Genomic DNA, 24067 nt, shown 5'->3' on the forward strand with positions numbered 1-24067 from the left:
TCAGCCGGTGGTCCAGTCGAAGGCCTTGGTGACGGCCTTCTTCCAGCCCGCGTACGCCTTCTCGCGCCGCTCCTCGTTCCAGGTCGGGTTCCAGCGGCGTGACTCCGCCCAGTGCGCGCGCAGCTCGGCGGTGTCCTTCCAGTAGCCGACGGCCAGGCCGGCGGCGTACGCGGCGCCGAGCGCCGTGGTCTCGGCGACGACGGGGCGGCTGACCGGCACGCCGAGGATGTCGGACTGGAGCTGCATGCACAGGTCGTTGGCGGTGACGCCGCCGTCCACCTTGAGCACGTCGAGCACGACCCCCGAGTCCCGCTGCATGGCCTCGACGACGTCGCGGCTCTGGTAGCAGATGGACTCCAGCGTGGCGCGGGCGAGGTGGGCGTCGGTGTTGTAGCGGGACAGGCCGACGATGGCGCCGCGGGCGTCGGCGCGCCAGTACGGGGCGAACAGGCCGGAGAAGGCGGGCACGAAGTACATGCCTCCGGAGTCGGCCACCTGGCGGGCCAGCGTCTCGCTCTGGCCCGCGGAGGTGATGACGTGGAGCTGGTCGCGCAGCCACTGCACGGCCGAGCCGGTGACCGCGATGGAGCCCTCCAGCGCGAACACGGCGGGCTGGTCGCCGAACTTGTAGGCCACGGTGGTGAGCAGGCCGCTCTGGGAGCGTACGCGTTCGGTGCCGGTGTTGAGCAGCAGGAAGTTGCCGGTGCCGTAGGTGTTCTTGGCCTCGCCGGGAGAGAAGCAGACCTGCCCGACGGTGGCGGCCTGCTGGTCGCCGAGGATGGCGGTGATCGGCACCTCGCCGCCGAAGGAGCCGTACCGGAAGGTGGCGCCGTAGCCGGCGGGGTCGGCGGAGGGGCGGATCTCGGGGAGCATGGCGCGGGGGATGCCGAAGTAGGACAGCAGCTCGTCGTCCCAGTCGAGGGTGTCGAGGTCCATCAGCATGGTGCGGCTGGCGTTGGTGACGTCGGTGACGTGCACGCCGCCGTTGACGCCGCCGGTGAGGTTCCACACGGTCCAGGTGTCGGTGTTGCCGAAGACGGCCTCGCCGCGGTCGACGGCCTCGCGGACGCCGGACACGTTCTCGAGGATCCACTGGATCTTGCCGCCGGAGAAGTAGGCGTCGGGCCGCAGGCCGGTCCTGTCGCGGATGACCTGGCCGCGCTCGTCCTGTTCGAGGGCGGCGGCGATGCGGTCGGTGCGGGTGTCCTGCCACACGATGGCGTTGTAGTACGGGCGTCCGGTGCGCGGGTTCCACACGACGGTGGTCTCGCGCTGGTTGGTGACGCCGAGGGCGGCCAGGTCGCTGTCGTGCAGGCCGGCGCGTTGCAGCGTGGTCTGGATGACGGCGGCGGTCCTGGTCCAGATCTCGATCGGGTTGTGCTCGACCCAGCCGGCCCTGGGCAGGATCTGCTCGTGTTCGAGCTGGAACTTGGCGACCTCGGCGCCGTCGTGATCGAAGATCATGAAGCGGGTGCTGGTGGTGCCCTGGTCGACGGCGCCGACGAAGTCCGGCATGGTGCTCTGCTCTCTCCTCGAGGTCCTCAGTCGGACGGCTTCACGGTGTCGCGGTCCTCGCCCTGCGGGAGGAAGCGGGAGATGCACACCTGGTACAGCCCGGCCCCGAGGACGCCGCCGACCAGCGGGCCGACGATCGGGACCCAGAAGTACAGGTCCCCGTACTGGTCCCGCCACGCACCTCCGTAGCCGGTGAGGAAGCTGGCCAGGCGCGGCCCGAAGTCGCGCGCCGGGTTGATGGCGTAGCCGGCGTCGGTGCCGAAGGACATGCCGATGCCGACGACGAGCAGGCCGATGACGAACGGCCCCAGGTTCGCGCTCGGCGCCATGTTGGCCGTGTCGGACAGGGCGAAGATGACGAAGAGCAGGATCGCGGTGCCGATGACCTGGTCGCGCAGGGCGCCCCACAGGTCCACCGGCAGGGTGCCGTTGCCGGGCAGGGTGGAGAAGACGATCTGCGTCTTGAGCGTGTGGCCGGGGTCGGCCATGGCCAGCACCTCGGAGTAGTTCCAGCGCACGATGAGGGCGGCGAGGAACGCTCCGGCGGTCTGCGCGACGGCGTACGGGAGGACCTTGGGCCAGGGGAAGCCCCTGAAGACGGCGAACCCCACCGTGACGGCGGGGTTGAGGTGCGCGCCCGTGGTGCGGCCGGCGACGTAGACGCCGAGCATCACGCCGATCCCCCACGCCCAGGCGATGCTGTCGTGGTCGCCGAGCTGGGCGGCGACGACCTGCGCGACGACGCCGGCGCCGAACAGGATGAGCACCATCGTCCCCGCGAACTCGGCGACGAGCTCCCCCGTCAGCCCTCTCCCGGCGGGACGTCCGGCCACCGGTCACCTCCTTGAAGCGGCCCTGTGTGCATTCCCTGATCCGGAGAGCGAACACGCTTCGTGCTCAAAACATTGCGAAGAGTGATGAAAGCGCATGGGTTCGACCGAGGCGCTCGACGCCGGGAACCGGCAGGCCGAGGGGCGGTGAGGCCCGCGGCCTAGAGGGGACGGCTGAAGGTGACCAGGCTCGTGCCGGGCCCGTGGTAGCCGGGGACCGGCTCGCTCGCCGCGAACCCCATGCGGCGGTGGAAGGCGATGGAGGTGCCGTTGACCGGCGCGGTGATGGCCTTGACGACGCGGCGGCCGTCGCCGCGGGCCAGCTCGAAGAAGCGCTCGTACATGGTGCGGGCCAGCCCGCCCTTGCGGGCGCCGGGTGCGACGCCGACGAAGTGGATGTACGCCTCGTCCGGCAGCGAGGGCGACAGGAACCCGATCAGGAAGCCCGCCAGCTCGCCCCCGGGCCCCTCGGCGACCAGGCTCGTACGGTGGAAGTGGTCGAGGAAGAGCCTGGGCAGGGCGGCCGCGACCGGGCGGCCCCACCAGTCGTCGAGCACGGCGGCGATGGCGTCGTAGTCGGCGGGGGTGGCGGGGCGCAGGGCGTACACGGAAGGGATGCTAGTCCCAGTGGGGCGGCCGGTTCTCCAGGTAGAAGGAGTCGCTGTCGGTCTCGCGCCAGTCACCCCAGCCGAGATCGGTGTCGTCGGCGGTCTGCTCAGGTAGAAAATCCTCCACGACAGACATGCTACCCAGGCGTACAAACCGGCACCGGGCGTGTCCGCGGGTCCAAGGACAGGCCGCGAACACGGCGGTACGATGCGAAGGCAGGTGTCGCCTACCCCCCCGTGAGGCTGCTCATGGCCACCCCTACAGGCTGGCGGCGTGAAGGCAATCTGCCGGCGGAGCTCACGACCTTCGTCGGCCGCACTCGTCTGCTCGCCAACCTCAAACGGCACCTCGGCGAGTCGCGGCTGGTGACCGTCACCGGCATCGGCGGGGTGGGCAAGTCGCGCACCGTGCTGCGGCTGGCGCACCAGGTGCGCTCCCACTACCCCGACGGCGTCTGGTTCGCCGACCTCGCCCGGCTGCAGGACGCGGGCATGGTCAAGCACACCATCGCCTCCGCGCTCGGCATCGCCGACCAGTCGTCGCGGGCGGAGTCGGAATCGCTGTCGGAGTGGGTGGGCGAGCGCGACATGCTGCTCATCATCGACACCTGCGAGCACCTCGTGCAGGGCTGCGCCGAGCTGGTGCACGAGCTGCTGGAGGCGGCGCCCAACCTGAAGGTGCTGGCCACCAGCCGCCAGTCGCTGCACCTGCCGTACGAGCACGTGGTACCGGTGCCGCCGCTGCAGGTGCCCGGCGACGACCCGGCCGAGAGCCTGTTCACCAACGAGTCCGTACAGCTCTTCGCGGCCAGGGCCGGGGCCAGCGTGCCCGACTTCGTGCTCGACGAGGACAACATCGCCCCGGTGGCGGAGCTGTGCCGCAGGCTCGACGGCATCCCCCTCGCCATCGAGCTGGCCGCGGTGCGGCTGCGGGCGCTGTCGGTGGAGCAGATCCTGGGGCTGCTGGCCGACCGGTTCAGCCTGCTGGCCGGCGCGAGCCGTACGGCGCTGCCCCGCCACCAGACGCTGCGGGCGGCCATCGGCTGGAGCCACGAGCTGTGCGAGCCGGCCGAGCGGCTGCTGTGGGCGCGGCTGTCGGTGTTCGCGGGCGACTTCGAGCTCGACGCGGCCCGGTTCGTCTGCTCCGACGGGCGGCTGCCGTCGGAGGACATCACCGACCTGGTCACCGGGCTGGTGGAGAAGTCGATCCTGCTGATCAGGAGCAACCACGCGGGCGTGCGGTACAAGCTGATCGACACCCTGGCAGAGTACGGCGAGGAGTGGCTCGACAAGCTCGGCCAGAAGGAGCAGATGCGCCAGCGGCACCTGGAGTACTACCTGAGCCTGGCCCAGCGCAGCGAGGACGCCTGGTCGGGTCCGCGGCAGATCTACTGGTTCGTCCGCATGCGGCAGGAGCACGACAACGTCCGCGTGGCGCTGGAGCACGCGCTCAAGTCGCCCGGCAAGTCGGCGCTCGCGCTGACCCTGCTGTCGTCGCTGTGGTTCATGTGGGTGTGCTGCGGGTTCGCCCGCGAGGGCCGCCTGTATCTGGAGCGGGCGCTGGAGGCCAACCCCACGGTCAGCAAGGAGCGCTGCAAGGCGCTGTGGGTGCTGTCGTACGTCAAGAGCGCGCAGGGCGACAGCGCGGGAGCGCTGGCGGCGGCCGAGACGTGCAGCACCGAGGCCGTCCGGGTGGGCGACTCGCGGGCGGTGATCCTGGCCTCCAAGATGCAGGGCACGGCGGCGCTGCTCCAGGGCGACCTGCAGAAGGCCAGCGCGCTGCTCGGCGTGGCGATCGAGTTCAACACCGAGAACAGGGAGCTCAACCCCGGCCTGCTGCCCGCCATCGTCGAGCTGTCGATCGTGCTGACCACGCAGGGCGAGCTGTACGAGGCGGAGTCGCTGCTGCAGGACTGCCTGCAGGTGTGCAAGGAGCGCGGCGAGCTGTGGGTCAGCTCCCACGCGCAGTGGGCGCTGGCGAGCACCCGCATCGCGACCGGCAGGATCCAGGACGCGCTGCAGAACGCCAGGGAGGCGCTGCGGATCAAGCGGCACTTCCACGACACGCTCGGCACCCTGATGGCGCTGGAGACGGCGGCGCGCATCTTCGTGCTGTCCGACAGGCTCACGCTGGCCGCCCAGCTGCTCGGCGCGCTCCAGCAGAACTGGAAGAGCGCCGGGCTGCCGCAGCTCGGCGCGCCCTGGATGACCGACGAGCACAACACGTGCATGCGTGACTGCCGGCAGCGGCTGGGCGAGCTGGCCTACAAGAACGCCTTCGAAGAGGGCGCCCGGCTCGATCTCGATGAGGCGTCCGCGCTCGCGCTGGACGACCCGGACGCCTCCGACGAGAGGTAGGGTTCGCCGACCGTCAGACGGCCTGCGGCCACTGGGTGCCGTCAGGCCAGGCGTGCACGTAACGCGCGCTGCCGAGGGAGAACTCTATGTGGCCTCGCACCCAGTGTTCGAGGCCGCGTACGTACTTGCGGACCGGGAGCGGGGCCCAGCGCTCCAGCGCCGTGCGGCGGTCGAGGAACGCGGCGATGGCTTCGTTGTGCATCTGGGAGACCTCGCTCAGCGCGTCCTGCAGGTTGAGGGACTTGTGCGTGGCCAGCACCGTGACCAGGTTGTGCCGGGCCTTGTCGGTGCCGCGCTCCTTCGCGTACGACAGGAGGTCGTTGTCCCAGCCGATGAGGTCGCACGCCAGGTCGGACAGCGCGCGCACGTCGGGGTGGTGCCACTCCTCCGCTTCCAGGCGGTAGCCGCCGCCCGCGTCGATGAGGGCGAAGCAGGTGTAGGTGGCTCCGGTGATGCGGCGCATCAGGACGTAGTCGTCGGGTGTGGGGATGAGGTCGACCTCGCGATTGGCTGCCTCCCAGATCTGGGCGAACAGGTATTCCTTGACCGTGATGCGCCACCGGTCCACCTGCGCGGGGGTGGCGTACTCCGAGATGCGGCGCAGCAGCTCGTTGAGTGCGAGGCCGAACGGGTCGTCGGTGTCGGGTTCCCGCCGTCCGTCGAGGATCTCGAGGAGCGGGGGCAGGGCGCGGGCCAGTGCGGAGGCCCGGTGCCCCATCAGCTCGCCCTCGCAGAACGCGTCGTCGAAGGCGAAGAGCCAGTTGTACCAGTCGTTGATCAGCCGGAGGCTGTCGCGCGGCACCGTGGGGTTGGTCCGTGCCGCGAGCATGCCGATCTTCGAGCGCCGGAAGTGCTCGATGGTCTCGGCGCCGTTGAGCATCTTTGAGGCGGCCAGCCATGCGTGACTCTCCGCGTCGACCTCCGAGGCATGAACGTTGATCTCATTCGGGAACGGACATGGCAGCGGAGGGATGTGGAGCGGTCGCCTACTGAAGGAGTGCGCAGAAGTAGCCACGCCCCCCAGCATGACTATGGAGTGTTCGAAAGGCCACACTCGGCAACTTCAAGCTCTTTATTGCTTATTTCATACTATGAATCGCTTTGCGCGAACCATTGGATAAACTGGTCATTTGCGAACATTTGCGCGGTCTCCATCGCGGAGGGCCGCCCCGCGAACGGGTCGGCCCCGGCGTCCAGCAACGCTCTGACCACGGCAGACTCCTTCTTGAAGACCGCGCCGGCGAGCGGCGTCTGCCCCCGGTCGTTGGCACGGTTCGGATCGGCGCCGCTTGTTACAAGCATGCGTACAGTCTCAGCGTGACCGTAATAAGCCGCCAGCATCAGCAAAGTGTCACCTTTGTCGTTGGTCAGGTCGACCGGCACCCCGGCCTCCACGTACGCGCGCAGCGCCTCGGTGTCGCCCGCCCTGGCCAGGCCGAACAGCTTGGTGGCGAACTCCTCGAGCTCAGGATCCCCGTCCATGAGGCCCATTGTGCCTCGATAGGGTGCCGTGCACGGAATCGATCCGATGCGCCGTAGGTTCTGGTGAAGAGTACCTAGGGAAAGGCTGTTCAACCGTGTTCGACCCGAAGGATCTCTACGAGCTCGCAGACGACGCGCCCGAGCTTGCCGATCCGGTGTTGCTGTACCACTTCGACGGCTTCGTCGACGCGGGCTCGGCCGGACGGCTCGCGGTGGGCCACCTGCTGGCCGAGCTGGAGCACCGGGTCGTGGCGACGTTCGACGTGGACCGGCTGCTCGACTACCGGTCACGGCGACCCATCATGACGTTCGACACCGACCGGTGGGTGGAGTGTGAGAGCCCGGAGCTGGCCGTCCATGTCGCCGAGGACGCGACGGGAACGCAGTTCCTGGTGATGAGCGGTCCCGAGCCCGACCGGGAGTGGGAGCTGTTCACCAAGGCCGTGGCGGCCCTGGTGGAGCGGCTGAAGGTGAGCAAGCTGGTGACACTGCACGGCATCCCGATGGCCGTGCCGCACACCCGGCCGCTCGGCATCACGATGCACGCCAGCAGGCCCGAGTTGATCAATAATGCGCAAAGCAGTGTGTTCGGGCGTGTCCAGGTGCCAGGCAGCGTCGCGGCGCTGCTGGAGCTGCGGCTCGGGGCGCAGGGCCACGACGCGCTGGGGTACGCGGTGCACGTGCCGCACTACCTCTCGCAGGCCGAGTACCCGACCGCCGCGGTGAGCGGGCTGGAGGCGGTGACGCGGGGGACGGGGCTGGTGTTCCCGATGGACGCGCTGCGCGAGGCCGCTCGCCGTACGACGACGGAGATCGAGGAGCAGATCCGCGCCTCCAGCGAGCTGTCCACCGCGATCACCGGGCTGGAGCAGCAGTACGACGCGTTCGCGGCGGGCGCCGAGCGCGAGAACCTGATGGCCGAGACCACGCCCATGCCCACCGGGGACGAGCTCGCCGCCCAGTTCGAGCGCTTCCTCGCCGAGCGTGACGACGAATAGGAGCGCACCCCGGATACGCTGGCTCGATGACTGAGATCCGCGTCGGCCTCGTCGGTTACGGCACCGCCGGGGCGTACTTCCACGCCCCGCTGATCCACGCCACCCCCGGCCTGACCCTGGCGGCCGTCGTCACCAGGAATCCCGATCGCCAGGCCGAGGTGGCCGGCAGGTACGGCGCGGCGGGGGTGAGCGACGTGCGGGAGCTGTGGCACCGCTGCGATCTCGTCGTGGTCGCCTCGCCCAACCGGACGCACGTGGCCACGGCGGCCGCCGCCCTCGCCCAGGGCCTGCCCGTCGTCGTGGACAAGCCGCTGGCCAGGACTGCCGAGGAGGGCCGCGAGCTGGTGCGGCTGGCCAAGGAGCGCGGGGTCATGCTCACCGTGTTCCAGAACCGGCGCTGGGACGGCGACTTCCGCACCGTGCGGCGGCTGGCCGGCGAGGGGCGGCTGGGCGAGGTGCTGCGGTTCGAGTCGCGGTTCGAGCGCTGGCGGCCGGTGCCGAAGGGCGGCTGGCGGGAGGCCGGCGGCCCCGAGGAGGTCGGCGGGCTGCTGTACGACCTGGGCAGCCACCTCGTCGACCAGGCCGTGCAGCTCCTCGGGCCGGTACGCGAGGTCTACTGCGAGAGCGACGTCAGGCGCGAAGGGGTCTCGGCCGACGACGACACGTTCGTCGCCCTCACCCATGCCGGCGGCGCCCGGTCCCACCTGTGGGCCAGCTCGATGGCCGCGCGCCTCGGCCCCCGCTTCCGCGTGCTGGGCTCGGCCGCCGGCTTCGTGAAGTACGGGATGGACGTGCAGGAGGAGCGGCTGCGGGCGGGGATGACGCCCGATTCGCCGGGCTTCGGCGACGACGAGGAGGACCGCTGGGGCCTGCTCGGCACCGAGGGCGAGCGGCAGATCGTCCGGACCGAGCCGGGGGCGTACCTCGACTTCTACCGGGGTGTCGCGGCGGCGCTGCGCGAGGGCGCGGCGCCGCCGGTGGACCCGGACAGCGCGGTGGACGTGCTGGCGATCATCGAGGCGGCCCGCCTCTCGGCGACCCAGCGGATCGTCGTCCACCTGAGCTGACGAACGGTGCCGGCGCAGCGCCGGTGGGCGGTGCTGCCGGTGGGCGGTGCTGTCAGTCGCGCAGGCGGGCGCGCATCACGGCGGTGTCCTCGTCGGTCCAGCCGTTCCGGGCCAGCCAGCCCAGCGGCCCGCCGAAGCGGTCGTCGAGGACGCCGAGGAACTGCTCGATGTAGCGGGCCCTGGGCAGGTGGTCGTCGGCCGGGCGCGAGTCGAGGTCGCCCCGGTAGGTCTCGCTGGCCCGCAGCCGCTTGAGGATCAGCTCCAGCCGCTCCCCCGTGGCCACGTAGTCCTCGACGATCGCCTCCCGGGTCACCCCGGCGATCTCCAGCGCCAGCGCCGACAGCACCCCGGTACGGTCCTTGCCCGCCGCGCAGTGCACCAGCGAGGCCCCGTCGCGCAGCGCCATCGCCCGCAGGGCCGCCACCACCGCGTCCGGCCGGTCGCGCAGGTAGCCGAAGTAGAAGCCGGTCACCCGCAGCTCCTCGTCCACCACCCGCTCCGCCCACGGCAGCACCCGCTCACCGTCGATCGTGTCGGCTTCCACGTCGGTGTGCCGGCCGCCCTCGGCGAACAGCGTCAGATGGTGGTGCCGCACCTCGGGCACCAGGGTCAGCGGCCCCGGCCCCTCCAGCGCCACCTCGGCGTTCGAGCGCAGGTCCACCACGTGCCGCAGCCTCAGCTCGCCCACCAGCAGCTCCACGTCCGCCGGGGTGAGGCCCTGAAGGTTGTCGGCGCGGAAGATCTGCCCGCGACGGGTGCGGCCACCGTCACGAGTTGGCAGTCCGCCCAGGTCACGCGCGTTGACCGCGCCTTCCAGATCGATCCACCTCGTCATCTCACTCATTATTACGACCCTATATGTCCGCCAAACATGAGCGAATTCGAGGTTCATAACGCAGCATGAACGTATGGATCCACGAGCTCTGCCTCCACGGCTGGTGATCGATCCATCGCTGCACCCGGAGATCTCGGTCGAGCTGCGGTCGAGTCCGCACATTCTCCGCTTGGCTCGATCGGGCGCGCGAATGGACACCACACGCAACCCCGCCATGCTCTTCGTCCTGCCGGCCTTCCTGATGTTCATCCTGATCGTGGCCGGTTCGGAAGCGCTGTTCGTCGCGGGCATGGGAGTCGGCCTGATCGTCCTGATCCGCTGGATGGCGATGGACAGCACATATCGATCCACCAAGCGAAGACTCCGGCTGGCGCGCGAGCACGCCAACCAGTACATCCTGCCCGAGGATCTCGACTATCCCTGCCAGCAGCTCCTGCGCCGGGCGCAGAACGCCGTCGAGGCGATCATGGCCTCGGCGGTGCACAAGGCGGGCCTCATCGACAGCATCGAGAACCAGGTGTCGCTGCCGGAGGAGATCTGGCAGATCGCCACCCGGCTGCGGAAGCTGTCGTCGATGCACGCCGAGCACGGGAAGATCATCCCGCGTGAGCTGCCGCCGGGCATGGAGGACGCGTTCAGGCCGTACACCAGCGCCCTCGACGCCGCCTGGACGTCGCTGTCCCAGCGCGTACGCCACCTGGAGAAGTACGCCAAGCAGGTGCTCAAGGCGGACAAGGTCTACCACGCCCACACCCGGCTGGAGAAGCTGGCGGCCAAGACGCCGGAGTACCAGCAGCTCATCGCCGAGACCGTGCGGGACGAGCTGGCCCACGAGCGCATCAGGGAGCTGTCGGACCAGGCCGCGCACGTCCGCAAGCTGTTCGAGGAGAGCATCCTGCAGGCCAGGCAGGCGGCGGGCGAGCTGCTGCGTTCACCGCTCACGTAGAGGGTCACCGCTCACGTGGAGGGTCACCACTCACGTGGAGAGTCACCGCTCACGTGGAGGGGGCCGCGCGCCGCAGGAGCTCCAGCGTCCTGCGCATGCCGGCCTCGTTCCCGAGGCTGCGGTAGATCTCCCTGGCCTGCTCCAGCGGCTCCACCGCGGCCCCGCGCCCGCCCGCGTCCAGGTGCGCCTCGCCGAGGTAGCGCAGACTCCTGGCCATCCACCACCGGTCCTCCAGCTCGTCGAACTCCCGCACCGCCCGCCGCAGCTCCTGCTCGGACTCCTCGATGCGCCCGAGCCTGGCCAGCGCCCGCCCGGCCGACACCGCGGTCCTGGCCACCCCCCACGAATCGCCCAGCGCGGCCAGGATGTCCTCGGCGCGCCGGACGTGGTCCAGCTCGCGCAGCCCGTTGTCCGGGTCGCCCACCTCGCCGGCGGCGCGCAGGCAGCGGGCCTCCTCCCACAGCTCCCCGCGCTGCTTGAACATCTCGCCGGCCCGGTCGAGGCTGAAGCCGGCCCTGGTGAACAGGTTGGCGGCCAGCCGGCGGTCGCCGTGGCGGTACTCGCCGCGGGCCTGGGCCGCCAGCACCTCGCCGTAGACGCACAGGGTCTGCGCCTCGGAGTAGCGGTTGCCCTCCCGCTTGAAGATCGCCAGGGCGTCCTCCAGCAGCTCCCTGGCCTCCTCCGGGCGCCGCTCCGCCATCCGCATCTCGGCCAGGTTGCGCTGGGTGCGGGCCATCCACCACACGTCGTCCTCGCCCTTGAACGCGGTGATGGCCCCGATCAGGAAGTCCTGCGCCCGGTCCAGGTTGCCGTCGCTGAACAGCGTCATGCCGATCGTGCGCATGGCCCTGGCCGCCCACCAGGTCTCGCCCAGCTCGTTGAAGATCGCCAGTGCCCGCTCGGACTCCTCCAGCCCCCGCTCGCGCAGCCCCAGCCCGCCGTGCACGGCCGCGGCGTCCAGCAGCGCGATGGCCAGCGAGCGGCGGTCACCGGCCTTCTCCGCCGCCTGGCAGCCCAGCTCGGCCACGGCCACCCAGTCGGCCCAGTACGCGCGCAGCGAGTGGCACAGCGAGCAGAACGCCCTGGCGAGCCCCCACGTCAGCTCCCAGAGCCGGAGCTGCTGAGCCAGGTGGATCATGGCGATGAGCGAGAGCCGCTCGGCGTTGAGCCAGTCGCCTGCCCCGAGCTGCCCGTCGGCGCTGGCGCGCCGGCCGCCCCTGCTCCAGTCCTGCGGCCAGCGGTTCTGGGCGGCCTCCTCGGCGCGGCGGCGGTAGCCGTACAGCACGCGTTCGAGGGCGGCGCCGCGCCGCTCGTCCTCGTCGCGATCGGCCAGCTCGGCGGCGAACACCCGGACCAGGTCGTGCAGGCGGTAGCGCATCGTGCCGGTCTGGTCGGTGCCCGAGCACTCGGCGAGCTGGGCGTCCATGAGCGCCTCGAGCTGGTCGGCGCCTTCCAGCACGGAGATGTCGAGCAGCTCGCCGGCCACCCAGCCGGGCACGTCGGGCGAGGTCAGCGCGCTGAGCAGGCGCAGCAGGCGGCGCTGCATGCCGGTGCAGTCGTCGTAGCTGAGCTGTACGGAGGCGCGCACGCTCTTGTCCACCGTGGGCGCCACTTCCAGCATGTCGAGGATGCGCCGCGTGTCCACCAGCCGGTTGGCCATCTCGCGCATCGTCCACTGCTCGCGGGTGGCCAGCCGGCCGCCGCAGATGTTGATCGCCAGCGGCAGGTAGTCGCACAGCCGCACGACCTCCTTGGTGGCCTCCAGGTCGTCCACGACCCTGGCCCCGCCGGCCAGCCTGGCCAGCAGCTCCACCCCGTGCGCCTCGCTGAACTCGCCGAGCCGCCTGTCGTGCGTGCCGTTCAGGAACAGCGGGGCGCGCGAGGTGACCAGCACCGCGCAGCCGGGCTCGGCCGGGATGAGCGGTTTGACCTGCTCGGCGTCGTGCGCGTTGTCCAGGCCGATGAGGATCCTGCGGCCCTTGGTCCAGGTCAGCCAGAGCTTGCGCAGCTCCTCCAGCCCGCCGGGGTCGGTGGTCAGCCGCACGTCCAGCGCCCGCAGGAACCCGATCAGCACCTCCTCGGGCCGTACCGGGGCGTCCACGCCGCCGCGCAGGTCGGCGTAGAGCCGGCCGTCGGGGAACCACCCGGCGACCTCCTGCCCGAACCTGGTCATGAGCGCCGACTTGCCGACGCCGCCGCGCCCGTACACGGAGACGACCAGCGGCGGCGAGAGGCCGGCGGACCTGCGCCGGGCGGCGAACACCTCGCGCAGCTCGGACAGCGTCTCGGCGCGTCCGGTGAAGTGCTCGGGCACGGGCGGCCACTGGTCGGGGGCCATCGAGCCGGGCTCTGATCGGGTCCGGCCCTTGGCGCCGCCGCGCGACTCGGTGGTGGCCCAGGTGGTCAGGCCGACGAGCAGGGCCGCGGCCAGGGTGACGCCGATCTTGGCGGCGGGCGGGATCTCCCACTCCAGGGACGCGGCCAGCACGCTCGCGGCGCCGGCCGCCAGCCCGGCGGAGACGGGAGCCGCCCAGGGCACCCTTTTGCGTCGCTGCTTTTCCGGAAGGTTGTCCCCTGTCAACGAACACCCCCTTTGGGGGTGATTCAAACCGATGGGGTACGGCTTGCGCCAGCCGTACCCCATCGTTCACTCAGATTCCGATCACATGACAGGTGGCCGTCATGGTCTTGCTCGGGTCGCTCTCCGAGGTGGCGGTGAGCTTGACCCTGGCCAGCCGGTCGCCGCCCGCCTCGCGCACGGCGTTGACGCTCACGAGCGACTGCTTGCCGAACGCGACGGACGCCAGGGCGTTGGGGAGCTGGGCGGTCCAGCCCTTGCCCTGGACCTCGGCCTTGAGGCGGTAGAGGTCGGACTTCAGGTAGCCGCTGACGTCCTCCGGGTGCTGCCCCTGCGCCGGGGCCGCCTTGCCGGTGTTGAACAGCGGGAACTTGCAGGTGGAGATGTTCTTGGCGGTGGGGACGCCGGCCGCCGGCAGCAGCTTGAGCCCTCGCCGCTGCGGGCCCGCGCCGTCGAGCGAGCGGATCGCGACGGTGTAGGAGAGCTCACCCTCGCGGTTGCGGTGCACGTCGGTGATGTAGAAGTGCAGGCGGTTGGCCTCGTCGACGTACTCGTACTCGCTGCCGGAGTCGGTGCCGGCGTGGAAGAGCGCGTCGGAGAGCTGCCGGTAGTCGCCGATCGTGATCGGCACCTTGGTCCCGTCGGGCAGCACGTAGTCGGTCATGCCGATGTCCTGCGGGTTGGCGTCGATCACCCACTCGAACGCGGGGAGCTTCCAGCCGGGCCCGCGGTCCTCGTTCTTGGTCTTGGCCAGCAGCACGCCCGCGTCGGGGGTGAAGGAGTCGCTGCCCATGCGGTCCACGACCTCGACGGTGTAGTTCTCCCAGCCGCCGCCGTCGCACAGCGGATCGGTGGTGACGTCGCAGGCGGGGCTCTTGTCACCGGTGTCGAAGGAGATGTTGACGCCCGACAGCCCGCTCTCGCCCGGCTGCACGGACCGGGCCGTGACCCGGGCCGTGACCAGGCCCGACTCGTCCAGGGCCTCGCGCGAGAGCCGCAGCACGTTCTGCTCGTCCACCATGCCCAGCTTGATCTTGTTGCGCAGCATGTGGTGGGCGCCCATGGACGCGCCGCCGGTGGGCGGGATCAGCCAGCGGGAGTGCGGGCCGCCGGGGCCGTTGAAGCTGCCGCGGCTGAGCATCTCCCAGATGCCGGTGTAGGCCCTGTTCACCGGGGTGGCGTAGGGATTGTTGTAGTTGTCGGCGATGCCCATGATGTGGCTCAGCTCGTGGGCGTAGACCGCCATGCCGGAGCTCTCGGCCTGCACCGAGTCGACGCCGAAGCGGGCGTTGGGCCAGAACGTGGAGCCGGCCTGCCAGGAGGTCCACTCGACGTAGCGGGTCGGGGACCAGTTGGGCAGAGCGGGATCGGGCGGGCCCCACTCGTCGGTCACGTCCTCCTTGGTGGGGAACTTCATCATGCCGAACTCCTGCCAGGTGGACGATTCGTCCTGGCCGGCGCTCAGGTAGAAGACGAAGTCGAACTGGGCGGCCACCTCGGGGCCGACGGCGGCGAGCCAGGCGGCGTTGCCGTCGGTACGCAGGTTCCTGGTGCAGGTGTCGCCCGCGGGGCAGGCGCCGCGCTGGTACTCCATGGCGTACTCGTGGTCCTTGCCGGGCATCGTGTAGGGACCGAACCCGGTCAGCTCCACGCCGATCCGGCCGCCGGAGTCCTCCATCCAGTACTCGTGGATGGTGTGGCCCTTGTTCAGCTCGTTCGGGGTGTTGAGGAAGTCCTGGTAGAACTTCGCCACCTGGTCACGCGGGACGTCGTGGGCCTCGGCGCTCGGGTTGCCGAAGACCGTCGAGCCCTTGGGCTGGGTCACCACGAACGGCTGGTTGGCGTAGTCGAGCAGCACGAGCGCGCCCTTGAAGGTGCGCTGCGACCCCTTGACCGAGGGGTCGTTCCAGTTGGTGCCGGGCGGCTTCTTGTAGTCCGCCCACGTCATGTTGTCGGGGTTTTCCCAGTTCTGCGGATCGATGGGCTTGATGCCGCCCGGTGACGGGCGGGTGCGCAGGGCCGGGGCGTCGTCGAGGGGGGTGTCCGACTGCCAGGGCTGCGTTCGCGGCCAGTGGTCCAGCCGCCACGGGTGCTCAGGATCTTCGGGGGGTGCTGCGGAAGCAGGGGTCGCCATCAGGCTCACCGGGATCAGCACGAGGGCCGCCAGCAAACCCTTCAGCAGCTTCTTCGGGGCGTTCACGGATTGACGGTATAGACGTTATTGACGGAGATCACCGAGCAGTTGTAGGGAAGACTCGTAGTCGCGTTTCCGTCAATTGACGAAAAGTCCACGTAGAGGTGGGATTGTGGCGGATCTCCAGCGGGCCGTTGACGAGCTCGCCGCCCGGCTCGGCCGCCCTCTCCTGCTGGAGGACCGCGTCCAGCGCGTCGTGGCGTACAGCGAGCAGAGCGGCGCCATGGACGACGTGCGGCGCGAGTCGATCCTGCGCCGGCACACCGTGCCCGAGGTGCGGCAGTGGTTGCGGGCCGCGGGCATCCACGAGGCCACCGGGCCCCTGCGCACGCCCGGCGCCCCGCACCTGGGGCTGCTGCCGCGCGTCTGCGTGCCCATCAGGCACGCGGACGACCTGCTCGGGTTCCTGTGGCTCATCGACGCCGAGCCGCCCATGACGGACGCCGGCGTGGCGGAGGCGGCGGCCGCCGCACCGGGGCTGGCCCTGGCGCTGTTCCACGAGAGCCTGGCCAGCGGGCTCGCCTCGCACCGGGAGCTGGAGGCGGTCAACGGGCTGCTGCTCGGCGACGGGGAGGCCGCCAAGGACGCCGCCGAGCAGCTCATCGAGGCCGGCGCGTTCCCCCAGGCACAGCCGGTGAGCGTGCAGGTGGCCAGGCCGCGCACGGCCGAGCCGGACGACGCGCTCAGGCTGGCGCTGGAGCAGGGGCTGCTGGCGCTGCGGCGGCGGCTGAGCGGGCACCATCCGCTGCACCTGGTGCGCTACGACCACGCCGTGCTGCTCACCGCCGGACCGCCGGTCCCGGCCGACGACCTGCACGCGGCCATGCCGGTGCCGGTGGTGGTGGGGATCGGCCGGCCGAGGCCGGCGCTGGCGCAGGCGGCGGGGTCGTACCGGGAGGCCCGGCACGCGGCCGAGGTGGTCGCGCGGGTGCCGGGGCTGGGGCGGACGGCGGAGTGGGCGCGGCTGGGGGTGTACCGGATGCTCACCCAGCTGCCCGACCAGGAGCTGCATCCCGGGCTCGAAGGGCTGCTCGCCGACGCGCAGTACCTGCCGCTGCTGGAGACGCTGGAGACGTACCTGGACCTGGCGGGCAGCGCGGTGGCGACCTCGCGGGCGCTGCGGCTGCACCGCACGTCGCTGTACTACCGGCTGCAGCGGGTGGAGGAGCTGGCGCGGACCGACCTCAAGGACGGCGGCGAGCGGCTGGCCCTGCACCTCAGCCTCAAGCTCGCGCGACTGTCGGGGCGCTACTTACCTAGGGATTCACATAGTTCGTCCTGATTGCGGTGATGTCACGGATTCACGTTTAATGCCCTGAGGGCTAGTTCTTGACGGGGAGTGGGGATGCCGTCCGCGAAGCGTGCCAGGCCGATGCTGGGCAGGCGCGCGCCCGCGCCCGTCGTGATCAACTCCGCGCCGCTCGTCCTGCCCATGTGCGCCGATCCGGTGCGCGACGGCGCGGTGGCGACGCGCGGCGAGCGGGTGCTCGCCGTGGGCCCGCGGGCGGAGCTGCTGTCGTCCTACCCGGCCGCCGAGGAGGTGCGCTGGCGGGGCATGATCGTGGCGGGCCTGGTGGACGCGTGCTCGGCCGTCCCGTCCGCCGCGCCCGGGGTGACCGCGCGCGCCCGCGTGGTGTCCGACCTGGCCGATCCCGCAGGCTTCCCCGGCATCTCGTACGTCGCGGTGACCAGCGAGAGCGAGCAGGAGTGGGAGGACAGCGAGCGGGACGCCGTCATCACCGCCATCCGAGAGATCGACCGGCCCTGCGCGGTCGGGATCGCGGTGCACACCCCCGACCCCCTGGTGCTGGAGGACGTCTCCGTGCTGGCCAGGACGTTCGGGCTGCGCCTGCTGGTCGACCTGGACCGGCACTCCCCCACGGCGCTGGACGAGGCCGGGGTGCTGGGGCCGCTGTGCCACGTGGTGTGCGCCAGGCCGCTCGACCCGGGCGAGCGCAAGCTGCTGCGGCTGCGCAGGACCGTGGTGGCCCTGTGCCCGGCCGCCGAGGACGCGCTGGCTCTGCTGGAGGAGGGCAACGTCGTCGCCTTCTGCGACACCGGCCCGTCAGGGCCGCTCGGGCTGGCGGCGGCGGTGCGGCGGCACGTGCGCGGGCTCGGCCTGCGGCCGCGCGGGCTGGACCGCAGGCTGGTGGAGGCCGCCACGCTGGGCGGGGCCAGAGCGCTGGGCCTGGACCGGGGCAAGGGCCGGATCGGCGCGCTGGCCCCCGGCGCCCGCGCCGACTTCGCGGTCTACGACGCGCGCGGGCGGTATCCGTACTCCGCGCTGCTGGCCGAGCCGCCGTGCCTGGGCACGGTCGTCGGCGGCACGCTCGCCCGGCCCGCCTGAGTTCCGGGCACGACCGCCGGAGACACGCCCGGCCCGCCTGAGTTCCGGGCACGACCGCCGGAGACACGCCCGGCCCGCCTGAGTTTCCCGGACGACCGTGGGCGGCGCGCTCGCCGCACCGGCCTGATCACCCGAACTGGGAGTCCACCAGCATCAGCAACTCGCCGAGTTGCTCGCGCTGCTCCTGCGACAGCACCACGAACAGCTCCTCCCCCGCCTGCCTGCGCGCGTCGCGGGCCCGCTCCGACATCTGCCGGCCTTCGGAGGTGAGCACGAGCAGCGTCGAGCGGCGGTTGGCCGGATCGACCTCCCTGCGCACCAGCCCGGCCTCCTCCAGCGCGTCCACGACCGGCGTGAGCGAGCGGGGCACGATCCGCAGCTCGTCGGCGAGCCTGACCATGCGCATGGGCCGCTCGGCGGACGCGAGCGCGCGCAGTGCCCGCGCCTGGCCGGGGTTGAGCCCGAGCGGCACCAGCCGATGCAGGTAGCCGTGCCGCAGCCGCCTGCCGACCAGGAACAAGAGCTCGGCGAGCTCCTTCTCTGCCATGCGGATCAGTTTAGCGGAACAATTATGAGTTAACCTCTGTTTGAGTGGACATCAGAAAGGAGGCCCGCGTGACGGAGGAACCGCGTGCGCCGCTCGGGCGCATCGTCAAGCTGTTCGGCGCCTACCGCGGCCGCCTGGGCGTGGTGGCCTCGCTCATCGTGCTGTCCTCCCTGGTCTCGCTGGCCTCGCCCTTCCTGCTGCGCGAGGTGCTGGACGTGGCGATCCCCACCGGCGACGCCACCCTGCTCGCGCTGCTGGCGCTGGGGATGATCCTCGTGGCGGTCACGACGAGCGTGTTCGACGTGCTGCAGACGCTGGTGTCGACCACCGTGGGCCAGCGGGTGATGCACGACCTGCGCATCGCCGTCTACAGCCACCTCCAGCGTATGTCGCTGGCCTTCTTCACCAGGACACGGACCGGCGAGGTGCAGTCGCGCATCGCCAACGACATCGGCGGCATGCAGGCGGTCGTCACCTCGACCGCCGCCTCCCTCGTCTCCAACCTGACCACCGTGATCGCCACGATCGTCGCCATGGTCGTGCTCGACTGGCGGCTGACCCTGATCTCGCTCGTGCTGCTGCCCGTGTTCGTGTGGATCAGCCGCAAGGTCGGCGCCGAGCGCAAGCGCATCACCTCCGAGCGGCAGCGCAAGCTGGCCGGCATCGCCTCCATGGTGCAGGAGTCGCTGTCGATCAGCGGCATCCTGCTGGGCCGCACGATGGGCCGCGCCACCGAGCTGACCGAGCGTTTCGGCAAGGCCTCCCACGAGCTGGCCGAGCTCGGCGTGCAGACCAGCATGGCCGGGCGGTGGCGGCAGTCGTCCATCCAGATCGTGATGGCGGCCATGCCCGCGGCGATCTACTGGGCCGTCGGCCACACCGGGTCGATCTCGGTGGGCACGCTCGTGGCCTTCACCACGCTGCAGACGAGCCTGTTCAGGCCGGCGGTCTCGCTGCTGCGGCTCGGGGTCGAGGTGCAGACCTCGCTGGCGCTGTTCGGGCGCATCTTCGAGTATCTGGACCTGGCCGTGGACATCCGTCCCGGCACGCGGCGGCTGGAGGCCGTACGCGGGGAGGTCCGCTTCGAGCACGTCGACTTCTCCTACGGCGAGGACGCCCCCACGCTGACCGACGTGGACATCACGGTCCCCGCCGGCACGAGCCTGGCGATCGTCGGCGAGACGGGCTCGGGCAAGACCACGCTGAGCTACCTGCTCCCCCGCCTGTACGACGTCACCGGCGGCCGCGTCACGATCGACGGGGTGGACGTGCGGGAGCTGACCTTCGAGACGCTGAGCGACGCCGTCGGCGTGGTGTCGCAGGAGACGTACCTGTTCCACGCCTCGATCGCCGACAACCTGCGCTTCGCCCGCCCCTCGGCGACCGGCGAGGAGCTGGAGGCGGCGGCGCGGGCGGCGCGCATCCACGACCACATCGCCTCGCTGCCCGACGGCTACGACACGCTGGTGGGCGAGCGCGGCTACCGCTTCTCCGGAGGGGAGAAGCAGCGCCTGGCCATCGCCCGCACGCTGCTGCGCGACCCGCCGGTGCTGATCCTCGACGAGGCCACCAGCTCGCTGGACACGCAGACGGAGCTGGCCGTCCAGCAGGCGCTCGACGCGCTGGCGCGGGGCCGTACGACGATCACCATCGCCCACCGCCTGTCCACGATCCGCGACGCGGACCAGATCGTGGTGCTGGACCGCGGGCGCGTCGTGGAACGCGGCACCCACGACGAGCTGATGGCCAGGGGCGGCCACTACGCGGCACTGGTGAGCCGCGATCAGCCCGTAGAACTCGTCTGATTCTGGTTTAAACGTGTCTTGCCTCACATTCCGGCCAGACCGGAATCCGCCCGCCAGAACGGTGCGTTTGTTCCCGCGGTGCATCTTCAAGGCAAGGACCCGTTTTGTCTCCCACATCCTCCACGTTCAGAGCCCTGCGTCATCACAATTACCGGCTCTGGGCGGGAGCTGACATCGTCTCCGTCACCGGCACCTGGATGCAGGTGCTGGGCGTCAACTGGCTCGTCCTCACGCTGACCGGCTCGGCGACCAGCGTCGGGCTGAGCCTCGTCATGCAGGCGCTGCCGACGCTGCTGTTCGGCATGTGGGGCGGCGCGCTGGCCGACCGGCTGCCCAGCAGGCCGGTCGTCGTCGCCGCGCAGCTCGCGCAGGCCGGTCTCGCCGTCGTGCTGGCGGTGATCGCGTTCGCGGACGTGCGCTCCGTGCTGCCCATCTACGCCGTGGCGCTGGCCGGCGGCCTGGTCTCCGCGCTCGGCGGGCCCGCGCTCGGCCGGTTCGGCGCCGAGGTGGTGCCGCCCGCCGACCTGCCGAACGCGATGGCGCTCGGCTCGATCCTGAACTCCGCCGGGCGCATCCTGGGCATGAGCCTGGCGGGCGTGCTGCTGCCGGTCACCGGCATGGGCGGCCTCTTCGTCATCAACGCCGCCAGCTTCTTCGTGGTGATCGCGGCCATGGCGGCCATGCGGCGCGCGGAGTTCCACGTGCTGGCCTCCGCCGAGCGGCAGCCGGGCGCCGTGGCCGAGGGCCTGCGGTACGTGCTGCGCACGCCCTGGCTGCTGGTGGTCCTGGCGCTCTGGTTCGTCTCGGGCAGCGTCGGGCGCAACTACCAGGTCACCATGGCGGCCATGAGCGCCGGCCCCCTGGAGTCGGGCGCCGGCGGGTACGGCCTGCTGTCCACGGTCTTCGCCGTCGGGACCGTGCTGGGCGGCTTCCTGGCCGCCACCAGGCCGCACCTGACCCTCAGGCTGCTGCTGATCACGGCGTTCGTGGCCGGCGTGGCGCAGGCGCTGAGCGGGCTGATGCCGTCGCTGTGGACGTTCGCGGCCATGATGCTGCCGATCGCGGCCGGCGCGGTGGCGCTCGACACCACCGTCAGCGCCCGGGCGCAGCTCGACAGCCCCGAGGAGATGCGCGGCCGGGTCATCGCGGCCCTGTCCATCGTCAGCGCGGGTGCGGGCGCGGTCGGCGGGCCGCTGCTCGGCTGGCTCAGCGACACGCTCGGCCCGCGGGTGGCGCTGGAGATCGGCGGCGTGTCCTGCGTGGCGGCGGCCCTGCTCACGGCCGTCGCGCTGGCCAGGCTGTCCGGGCGTACGATCCGGCAGGCCGTCAGGGTACGGCCGAGCCTCGAGAACGCCTGACCCTGCGGGGAATTCTTCCTTACTCCTCTTGGTTTGACTTCAGCGAGCAGGTAACCTACAGCTGAAGTTAGAGGTTAGCTGCAACCGAGCATCCAGCGAGGAGGATGGACATGTTGTTGACCTCGATCGACCCGTTCTTCCAGGAGTTCGAGCGGCAGTTCAACCGCCTGACCCGCCAGAGCTTCGACAGCACCGGCAACGCCGTGATGCCGATGGACGGGCTGCGCCGCGCGGACGACGTGCTCCTGCGGTTCGACCTGCCCGGCATCGACCCCGACTCCATCGAGGTGACGGTGGACCGCGGCGTCCTCAGCGTCAGCGCCCGGCGCGAGGAGGAGATCGCCGAGGACGAGCGGCTGTTCGTCCGCGAGCGCACCATGGGCACGTTCACCCGGCGGGTCCACCTGTCGGAGCACCTCGACAGCGACAAGATCGACGCTGGGTACGCCAACGGCGTGCTCACCGTCCGCATCCCGGTCCTGGAGCGGGCCAAGCCGCGCAAGGTGGCGATCCAGCGCGGGGAGACCAAGGCCATCAAGGCCTGATGCGCGCGGTCCGGGGGCGGGCGTTCCGCCCGCCCCCGCGCCACGAGGAGAATGGAAGAATGCCGGACCTGCCGTTCGACGACGAACACGCGCCTCTCTACTCGCTCGGGCAGGTGGCGGAGATGCTCCAGGTCCAGCAGGCGTTCCTGCGGCGGCTCGACCAGCACGACGTCATCAGGCCGAGCCGGTCGAGCGGCGGCCAGCGGCGTTACTCCCGCCGCGACATCATCATCGTGCAGCACGTGACCCGCATGACCCAGGAAGGCATGACGCTCATCGCCATCCGCCGCATCCTGGAGCTGGAGCGCGAGGTCGCCGTGCTCCGCCAGCAGCTCAAGGAGGCCCGCGCCCGGCTGCGCGATCAGGAGTGAGCGCGCGGCCGTGACGGGCGCCGGCCCTCGCGGCGAACGCGGCCCCCCGCCTGCCCTGGCGGCGTCCCCCGTGACAGGCGCCTGCCTCGCGGCGGGCGCGTACCCTCGTCACGTGCACAACACCAGATACGCACCCTCCGGCATGGTGTGCAGCGTCGACCACCTGGCCTCGGCGGCCGGGCTGACGATGCTGGAGCGTGGCGGATCGGCCGCGGACGCGGCCATCGCCACCAACGCCGTGCTCGCCGTCGTCGCCCCGCACATGTGCGGTCTCGGCGGCGACCTGTTCGCCCTGGTCCACGAGCCGGCTCGGGGAGGCGGGGCGAGCGCGCTCAACGCCTCCGGACGGGCGGGATCCGGCGCGGATCCCGCCCGCCTGCGTGCCGAGGGTCACACGCGCATGCCGCACCTGCACGACATCAGGTCCGTACCGGTGCCCGGCTGCGTGGACGGCTGGGCGGCGCTGCACGCCCGGCACGGCCGCCTGCCGCTGGCAGAGCTGCTCGCGCCGGCGATCAGGCTGGCCGATCACGGGTTCCCCGCCTCGCCGCTGATGCTGGCGGGCGCCGTGGCCGCGGCCCGCCGGCCCGGCGGCGCCGACTTCGCCGCCGTACGCGCCGCGGGCGACCGCGTCACCAGGCCGGGTGTCGCGCGGGCGCTGCGCGCGATGGCCGAGCGCGGCAGGGACGGCTTCTACCTGGGCGAGTTCGGGCAGGGCCTGGTCGAGCTGGGCGCCGGCGAGTACACCGAGGCCGACCTGGCCGCGCCGGGCGCCGACTGGGTCGAGCCGCTGAAGGTACGCGTGTTCGGCCACGACGTCTGGTCGATGCCGCCCAACTCCCAGGGGTACCTGCTGCTGCGCGCGCTGGCCATCGCCGAGGGGCTCGACCTGCCCGTCTCGCCCCGCCATACCGCCTGGGCGCACCTGCTGGCCGAGTCCGCCAGGGTCGCCGGGCACGACCGGCTCGACGTGCTGCACGAGGCCGCCAAGGACCTGCTCGAACCGGCCGAGACCGCCAGGCGGCGGGCGCTCGTCGATCCGGGCTCCCGGCTGCGGCTGCGCGCCCCGGCCGAGCCGGGCGACACGACGTACCTGTGCGCGGTCGACGCCGACGGCATGGGCGTCTCGCTGATCCAGTCGAACGCGGCCGGGTTCGGCAGCATGCTCTTCGAGCCCCGTACCGGGATCAACCTCCACAACCGCGGCATCGGCTTCTCCCTCAAGCCCGGCCACCCCGCCGAGTACGGGCCCGGCAGGCGCCCGCCCCACACGCTCGCGCCCGCGCTGATCACCCGCCGCGACGGCACGCTCAGATCCGTGGCAGGCACGATGGGCGGCGACGCGCAGCCCCAGATCCTGCTGCAGGTCATCACCCGCCTGCTGCTGCACGGCGAGGAGCCCGGGCAGGCGATCTCGGCGCCGCGCTGGCGGCTGGGCACCGGCGGCACCGGGTTCGACACCTGGGACTCCCCCGACGACGCCGTGCTCGACCTGGAGGAGGGCGCGAGCTGGGCCGACGGCCTGGCGGCGGTCGGGCACCGGGTGGCGGCGCTACCGTACGGGAGCTCGTTCGGCCACGCCCACCTCATCGACGTGCGGCCCGACGGGATGCTGGCCGGCGCCGCCGACCCCCGCTCGCTCGTCGGCTCCGCGATTGGACGCTGACCGTCCGGGTAGCGAGC

The 24067-nt window shown here is 71.4% G+C and carries 20 protein-coding genes; 11 read left to right on the forward strand and 9 right to left on the reverse strand.

Going from position 1 to position 24067, the window contains the following annotated elements; translation table 11 throughout:
• The 3 genes from glpK to ACBJ32_RS16155 all read right to left on the reverse strand — a co-directional run bounded on the left by glpK (window position 1) and on the right by ACBJ32_RS16155 (window position 2953).
• Window positions 1-1515, reverse strand: coding sequence for a glycerol kinase GlpK (gene glpK / locus ACBJ32_RS16145; protein WP_357868189.1), 1515 nt, complete (start codon window positions 1513-1515; stop codon window positions 1-3).
• A 26-nt stretch (window positions 1516-1541) separates the two neighbouring features.
• Window positions 1542-2348 carry an MIP/aquaporin family protein gene (locus tag ACBJ32_RS16150; protein ID WP_375127390.1) on the reverse strand — a complete coding sequence of 269 codons (807 nt, stop codon included), beginning with the start codon at window positions 2346-2348 and terminating at the stop codon, window positions 1542-1544.
• Between the two features lie 158 nt (window positions 2349-2506).
• Window positions 2507-2953 carry a GNAT family N-acetyltransferase gene (locus ACBJ32_RS16155; protein ID WP_375127391.1) on the reverse strand — a complete coding sequence of 149 codons (447 nt, stop codon included), beginning with the start codon at window positions 2951-2953 and terminating at the stop codon, window positions 2507-2509.
• 237 nt (window positions 2954-3190) lie between these two features.
• Between ACBJ32_RS16155 and ACBJ32_RS16160 the strand changes: the two genes are divergently transcribed.
• Complete coding sequence (locus tag ACBJ32_RS16160; protein WP_375127392.1) at window positions 3191-5311, forward strand: ATPase; 2121 nt, start codon at window positions 3191-3193, stop codon at window positions 5309-5311.
• A 13-nt stretch (window positions 5312-5324) separates the two neighbouring features.
• Here ACBJ32_RS16160 and ACBJ32_RS16165 read toward each other — a convergent pair whose 3' ends face one another.
• Together ACBJ32_RS16165 and ACBJ32_RS16170 are read right to left on the reverse strand one after the other, a co-directional pair.
• Window positions 5325-6191, reverse strand: coding sequence for a hypothetical protein (locus ACBJ32_RS16165; RefSeq protein ID WP_375127393.1), 867 nt, complete (start codon window positions 6189-6191; stop codon window positions 5325-5327).
• Between the two features lie 209 nt (window positions 6192-6400).
• The gene (locus tag ACBJ32_RS16170; protein WP_375127394.1) at window positions 6401-6802 is read right to left on the reverse strand and encodes an ankyrin repeat domain-containing protein; all 402 of its coding nucleotides are present in this window, start codon (window positions 6800-6802) and stop codon (window positions 6401-6403) included.
• An 86-nt stretch (window positions 6803-6888) separates the two neighbouring features.
• Here ACBJ32_RS16170 and ACBJ32_RS16175 point away from each other — a divergent pair, with 86 nt between their 5' ends.
• Window positions 6889-7791: a proteasome assembly chaperone family protein gene (locus ACBJ32_RS16175; protein WP_375127395.1), complete on the forward strand. Its 903-nt coding sequence runs from the start codon at window positions 6889-6891 to the stop codon at window positions 7789-7791.
• 26 nt (window positions 7792-7817) lie between these two features.
• The gene (locus ACBJ32_RS16180) at window positions 7818-8858 is read left to right on the forward strand and encodes a Gfo/Idh/MocA family oxidoreductase (RefSeq protein WP_357868176.1); all 1041 of its coding nucleotides are present in this window, start codon (window positions 7818-7820) and stop codon (window positions 8856-8858) included.
• A gap of 52 nt (window positions 8859-8910) precedes the next feature.
• On the opposite strand, the gene ACBJ32_RS16185 is transcribed toward ACBJ32_RS16180, so the two are convergent.
• Window positions 8911-9693 carry a tyrosine-protein phosphatase gene (locus ACBJ32_RS16185; RefSeq protein ID WP_357868173.1) on the reverse strand — a complete coding sequence of 261 codons (783 nt, stop codon included), beginning with the start codon at window positions 9691-9693 and terminating at the stop codon, window positions 8911-8913.
• Between the two features lie 190 nt (window positions 9694-9883).
• Between ACBJ32_RS16185 and ACBJ32_RS16190 the strand changes: the two genes are divergently transcribed.
• Window positions 9884-10639 carry a hypothetical protein gene (locus ACBJ32_RS16190; protein ID WP_375127396.1) on the forward strand — a complete coding sequence of 252 codons (756 nt, stop codon included), beginning with the start codon at window positions 9884-9886 and terminating at the stop codon, window positions 10637-10639.
• A gap of 49 nt (window positions 10640-10688) precedes the next feature.
• Here the strand turns inward: ACBJ32_RS16190 and ACBJ32_RS16195 are convergent, their stop codons facing one another.
• Window positions 10689-13178, reverse strand: coding sequence for a tetratricopeptide repeat protein (locus tag ACBJ32_RS16195; RefSeq protein ID WP_375127397.1), 2490 nt, complete (start codon window positions 13176-13178; stop codon window positions 10689-10691).
• A gap of 112 nt (window positions 13179-13290) precedes the next feature.
• Complete coding sequence (locus ACBJ32_RS16200) at window positions 13291-15417, reverse strand: M6 family metalloprotease domain-containing protein (RefSeq protein ID WP_375127398.1); 2127 nt, start codon at window positions 15415-15417, stop codon at window positions 13291-13293.
• A 106-nt stretch (window positions 15418-15523) separates the two neighbouring features.
• Here ACBJ32_RS16200 and ACBJ32_RS16205 point away from each other — a divergent pair, with 106 nt between their 5' ends.
• Together ACBJ32_RS16205 and ACBJ32_RS16210 are read left to right on the forward strand one after the other, a co-directional pair.
• A complete protein-coding gene (locus ACBJ32_RS16205) occupies window positions 15524-16693 on the forward strand; it encodes a PucR family transcriptional regulator (protein ID WP_375127399.1) in 1170 nt (389 codons plus the stop codon).
• Between the two features lie 63 nt (window positions 16694-16756).
• Window positions 16757-17758 (forward strand): hypothetical protein, encoded by a 1002-nt coding sequence (locus ACBJ32_RS16210; RefSeq protein ID WP_375127400.1) that lies wholly within the window; start codon window positions 16757-16759, stop codon window positions 17756-17758.
• A gap of 127 nt (window positions 17759-17885) precedes the next feature.
• Here the strand turns inward: ACBJ32_RS16210 and ACBJ32_RS16215 are convergent, their stop codons facing one another.
• A complete protein-coding gene (locus ACBJ32_RS16215) occupies window positions 17886-18305 on the reverse strand; it encodes a MarR family transcriptional regulator (protein ID WP_357868158.1) in 420 nt (139 codons plus the stop codon).
• 68 nt (window positions 18306-18373) lie between these two features.
• Here ACBJ32_RS16215 and ACBJ32_RS16220 point away from each other — a divergent pair, with 68 nt between their 5' ends.
• The 5 genes from ACBJ32_RS16220 to ACBJ32_RS16240 all read left to right on the forward strand — a co-directional run bounded on the left by ACBJ32_RS16220 (window position 18374) and on the right by ACBJ32_RS16240 (window position 24050).
• Window positions 18374-20110 carry an ABC transporter ATP-binding protein gene (locus ACBJ32_RS16220; RefSeq protein WP_375127401.1) on the forward strand — a complete coding sequence of 579 codons (1737 nt, stop codon included), beginning with the start codon at window positions 18374-18376 and terminating at the stop codon, window positions 20108-20110.
• A gap of 104 nt (window positions 20111-20214) precedes the next feature.
• Window positions 20215-21468, forward strand: a complete 1254-nt coding sequence (locus ACBJ32_RS16225) for an MFS transporter (RefSeq protein ID WP_375127402.1) — start codon at window positions 20215-20217, stop codon at window positions 21466-21468.
• A gap of 110 nt (window positions 21469-21578) precedes the next feature.
• Entirely contained in the window at window positions 21579-22013 is a 435-nt protein-coding gene (locus ACBJ32_RS16230; protein WP_375127403.1) for an Hsp20/alpha crystallin family protein, read from the forward strand.
• Between the two features lie 59 nt (window positions 22014-22072).
• Window positions 22073-22384, forward strand: a complete 312-nt coding sequence (locus ACBJ32_RS16235; protein ID WP_357868148.1) for a MerR family transcriptional regulator — start codon at window positions 22073-22075, stop codon at window positions 22382-22384.
• A gap of 112 nt (window positions 22385-22496) precedes the next feature.
• Window positions 22497-24050: a gamma-glutamyltransferase family protein gene (locus ACBJ32_RS16240; protein ID WP_375127404.1), complete on the forward strand. Its 1554-nt coding sequence runs from the start codon at window positions 22497-22499 to the stop codon at window positions 24048-24050.
• The last annotated feature ends 17 nt before the right edge of the window (window positions 24051-24067 follow it).

The organism is Nonomuraea sp. GTA35 (assembly GCF_041950525.1).
Taxonomy (GTDB): Bacteria; Actinomycetota; Actinomycetes; order Streptosporangiales; family Streptosporangiaceae; genus Nonomuraea.

What these genes read in the sequence shown, in the direction of transcription:
- glpK (WP_357868189.1), bottom strand. Translation starts at nt 1,515, where the DNA reads ATGCCGGACTTCGTCGGCGCCGTCGACCAGGGCACCACCAGCACCCGC.
- ACBJ32_RS16165 (WP_375127393.1), bottom strand. Translation starts at nt 6,191, where the DNA reads ATGCTCAACGGCGCCGAGACCATCGAGCACTTCCGGCGCTCGAAGATC.
- ACBJ32_RS16170 (WP_375127394.1), bottom strand. Translation starts at nt 6,802, where the DNA reads ATGGGCCTCATGGACGGGGATCCTGAGCTCGAGGAGTTCGCCACCAAG.
- ACBJ32_RS16180 (WP_357868176.1), top strand. Translation starts at nt 7,818, where the DNA reads ATGACTGAGATCCGCGTCGGCCTCGTCGGTTACGGCACCGCCGGGGCG.
- ACBJ32_RS16185 (WP_357868173.1), bottom strand. Translation starts at nt 9,693, where the DNA reads ATGACGAGGTGGATCGATCTGGAAGGCGCGGTCAACGCGCGTGACCTG.
- ACBJ32_RS16190 (WP_375127396.1), top strand. Translation starts at nt 9,884, where the DNA reads ATGGACACCACACGCAACCCCGCCATGCTCTTCGTCCTGCCGGCCTTC.
- ACBJ32_RS16210 (WP_375127400.1), top strand. Translation starts at nt 16,757, where the DNA reads ATGCCGTCCGCGAAGCGTGCCAGGCCGATGCTGGGCAGGCGCGCGCCC.
- ACBJ32_RS16215 (WP_357868158.1), bottom strand. Translation starts at nt 18,305, where the DNA reads ATGGCAGAGAAGGAGCTCGCCGAGCTCTTGTTCCTGGTCGGCAGGCGG.
- ACBJ32_RS16230 (WP_375127403.1), top strand. Translation starts at nt 21,579, where the DNA reads ATGTTGTTGACCTCGATCGACCCGTTCTTCCAGGAGTTCGAGCGGCAG.
- ACBJ32_RS16235 (WP_357868148.1), top strand. Translation starts at nt 22,073, where the DNA reads ATGCCGGACCTGCCGTTCGACGACGAACACGCGCCTCTCTACTCGCTC.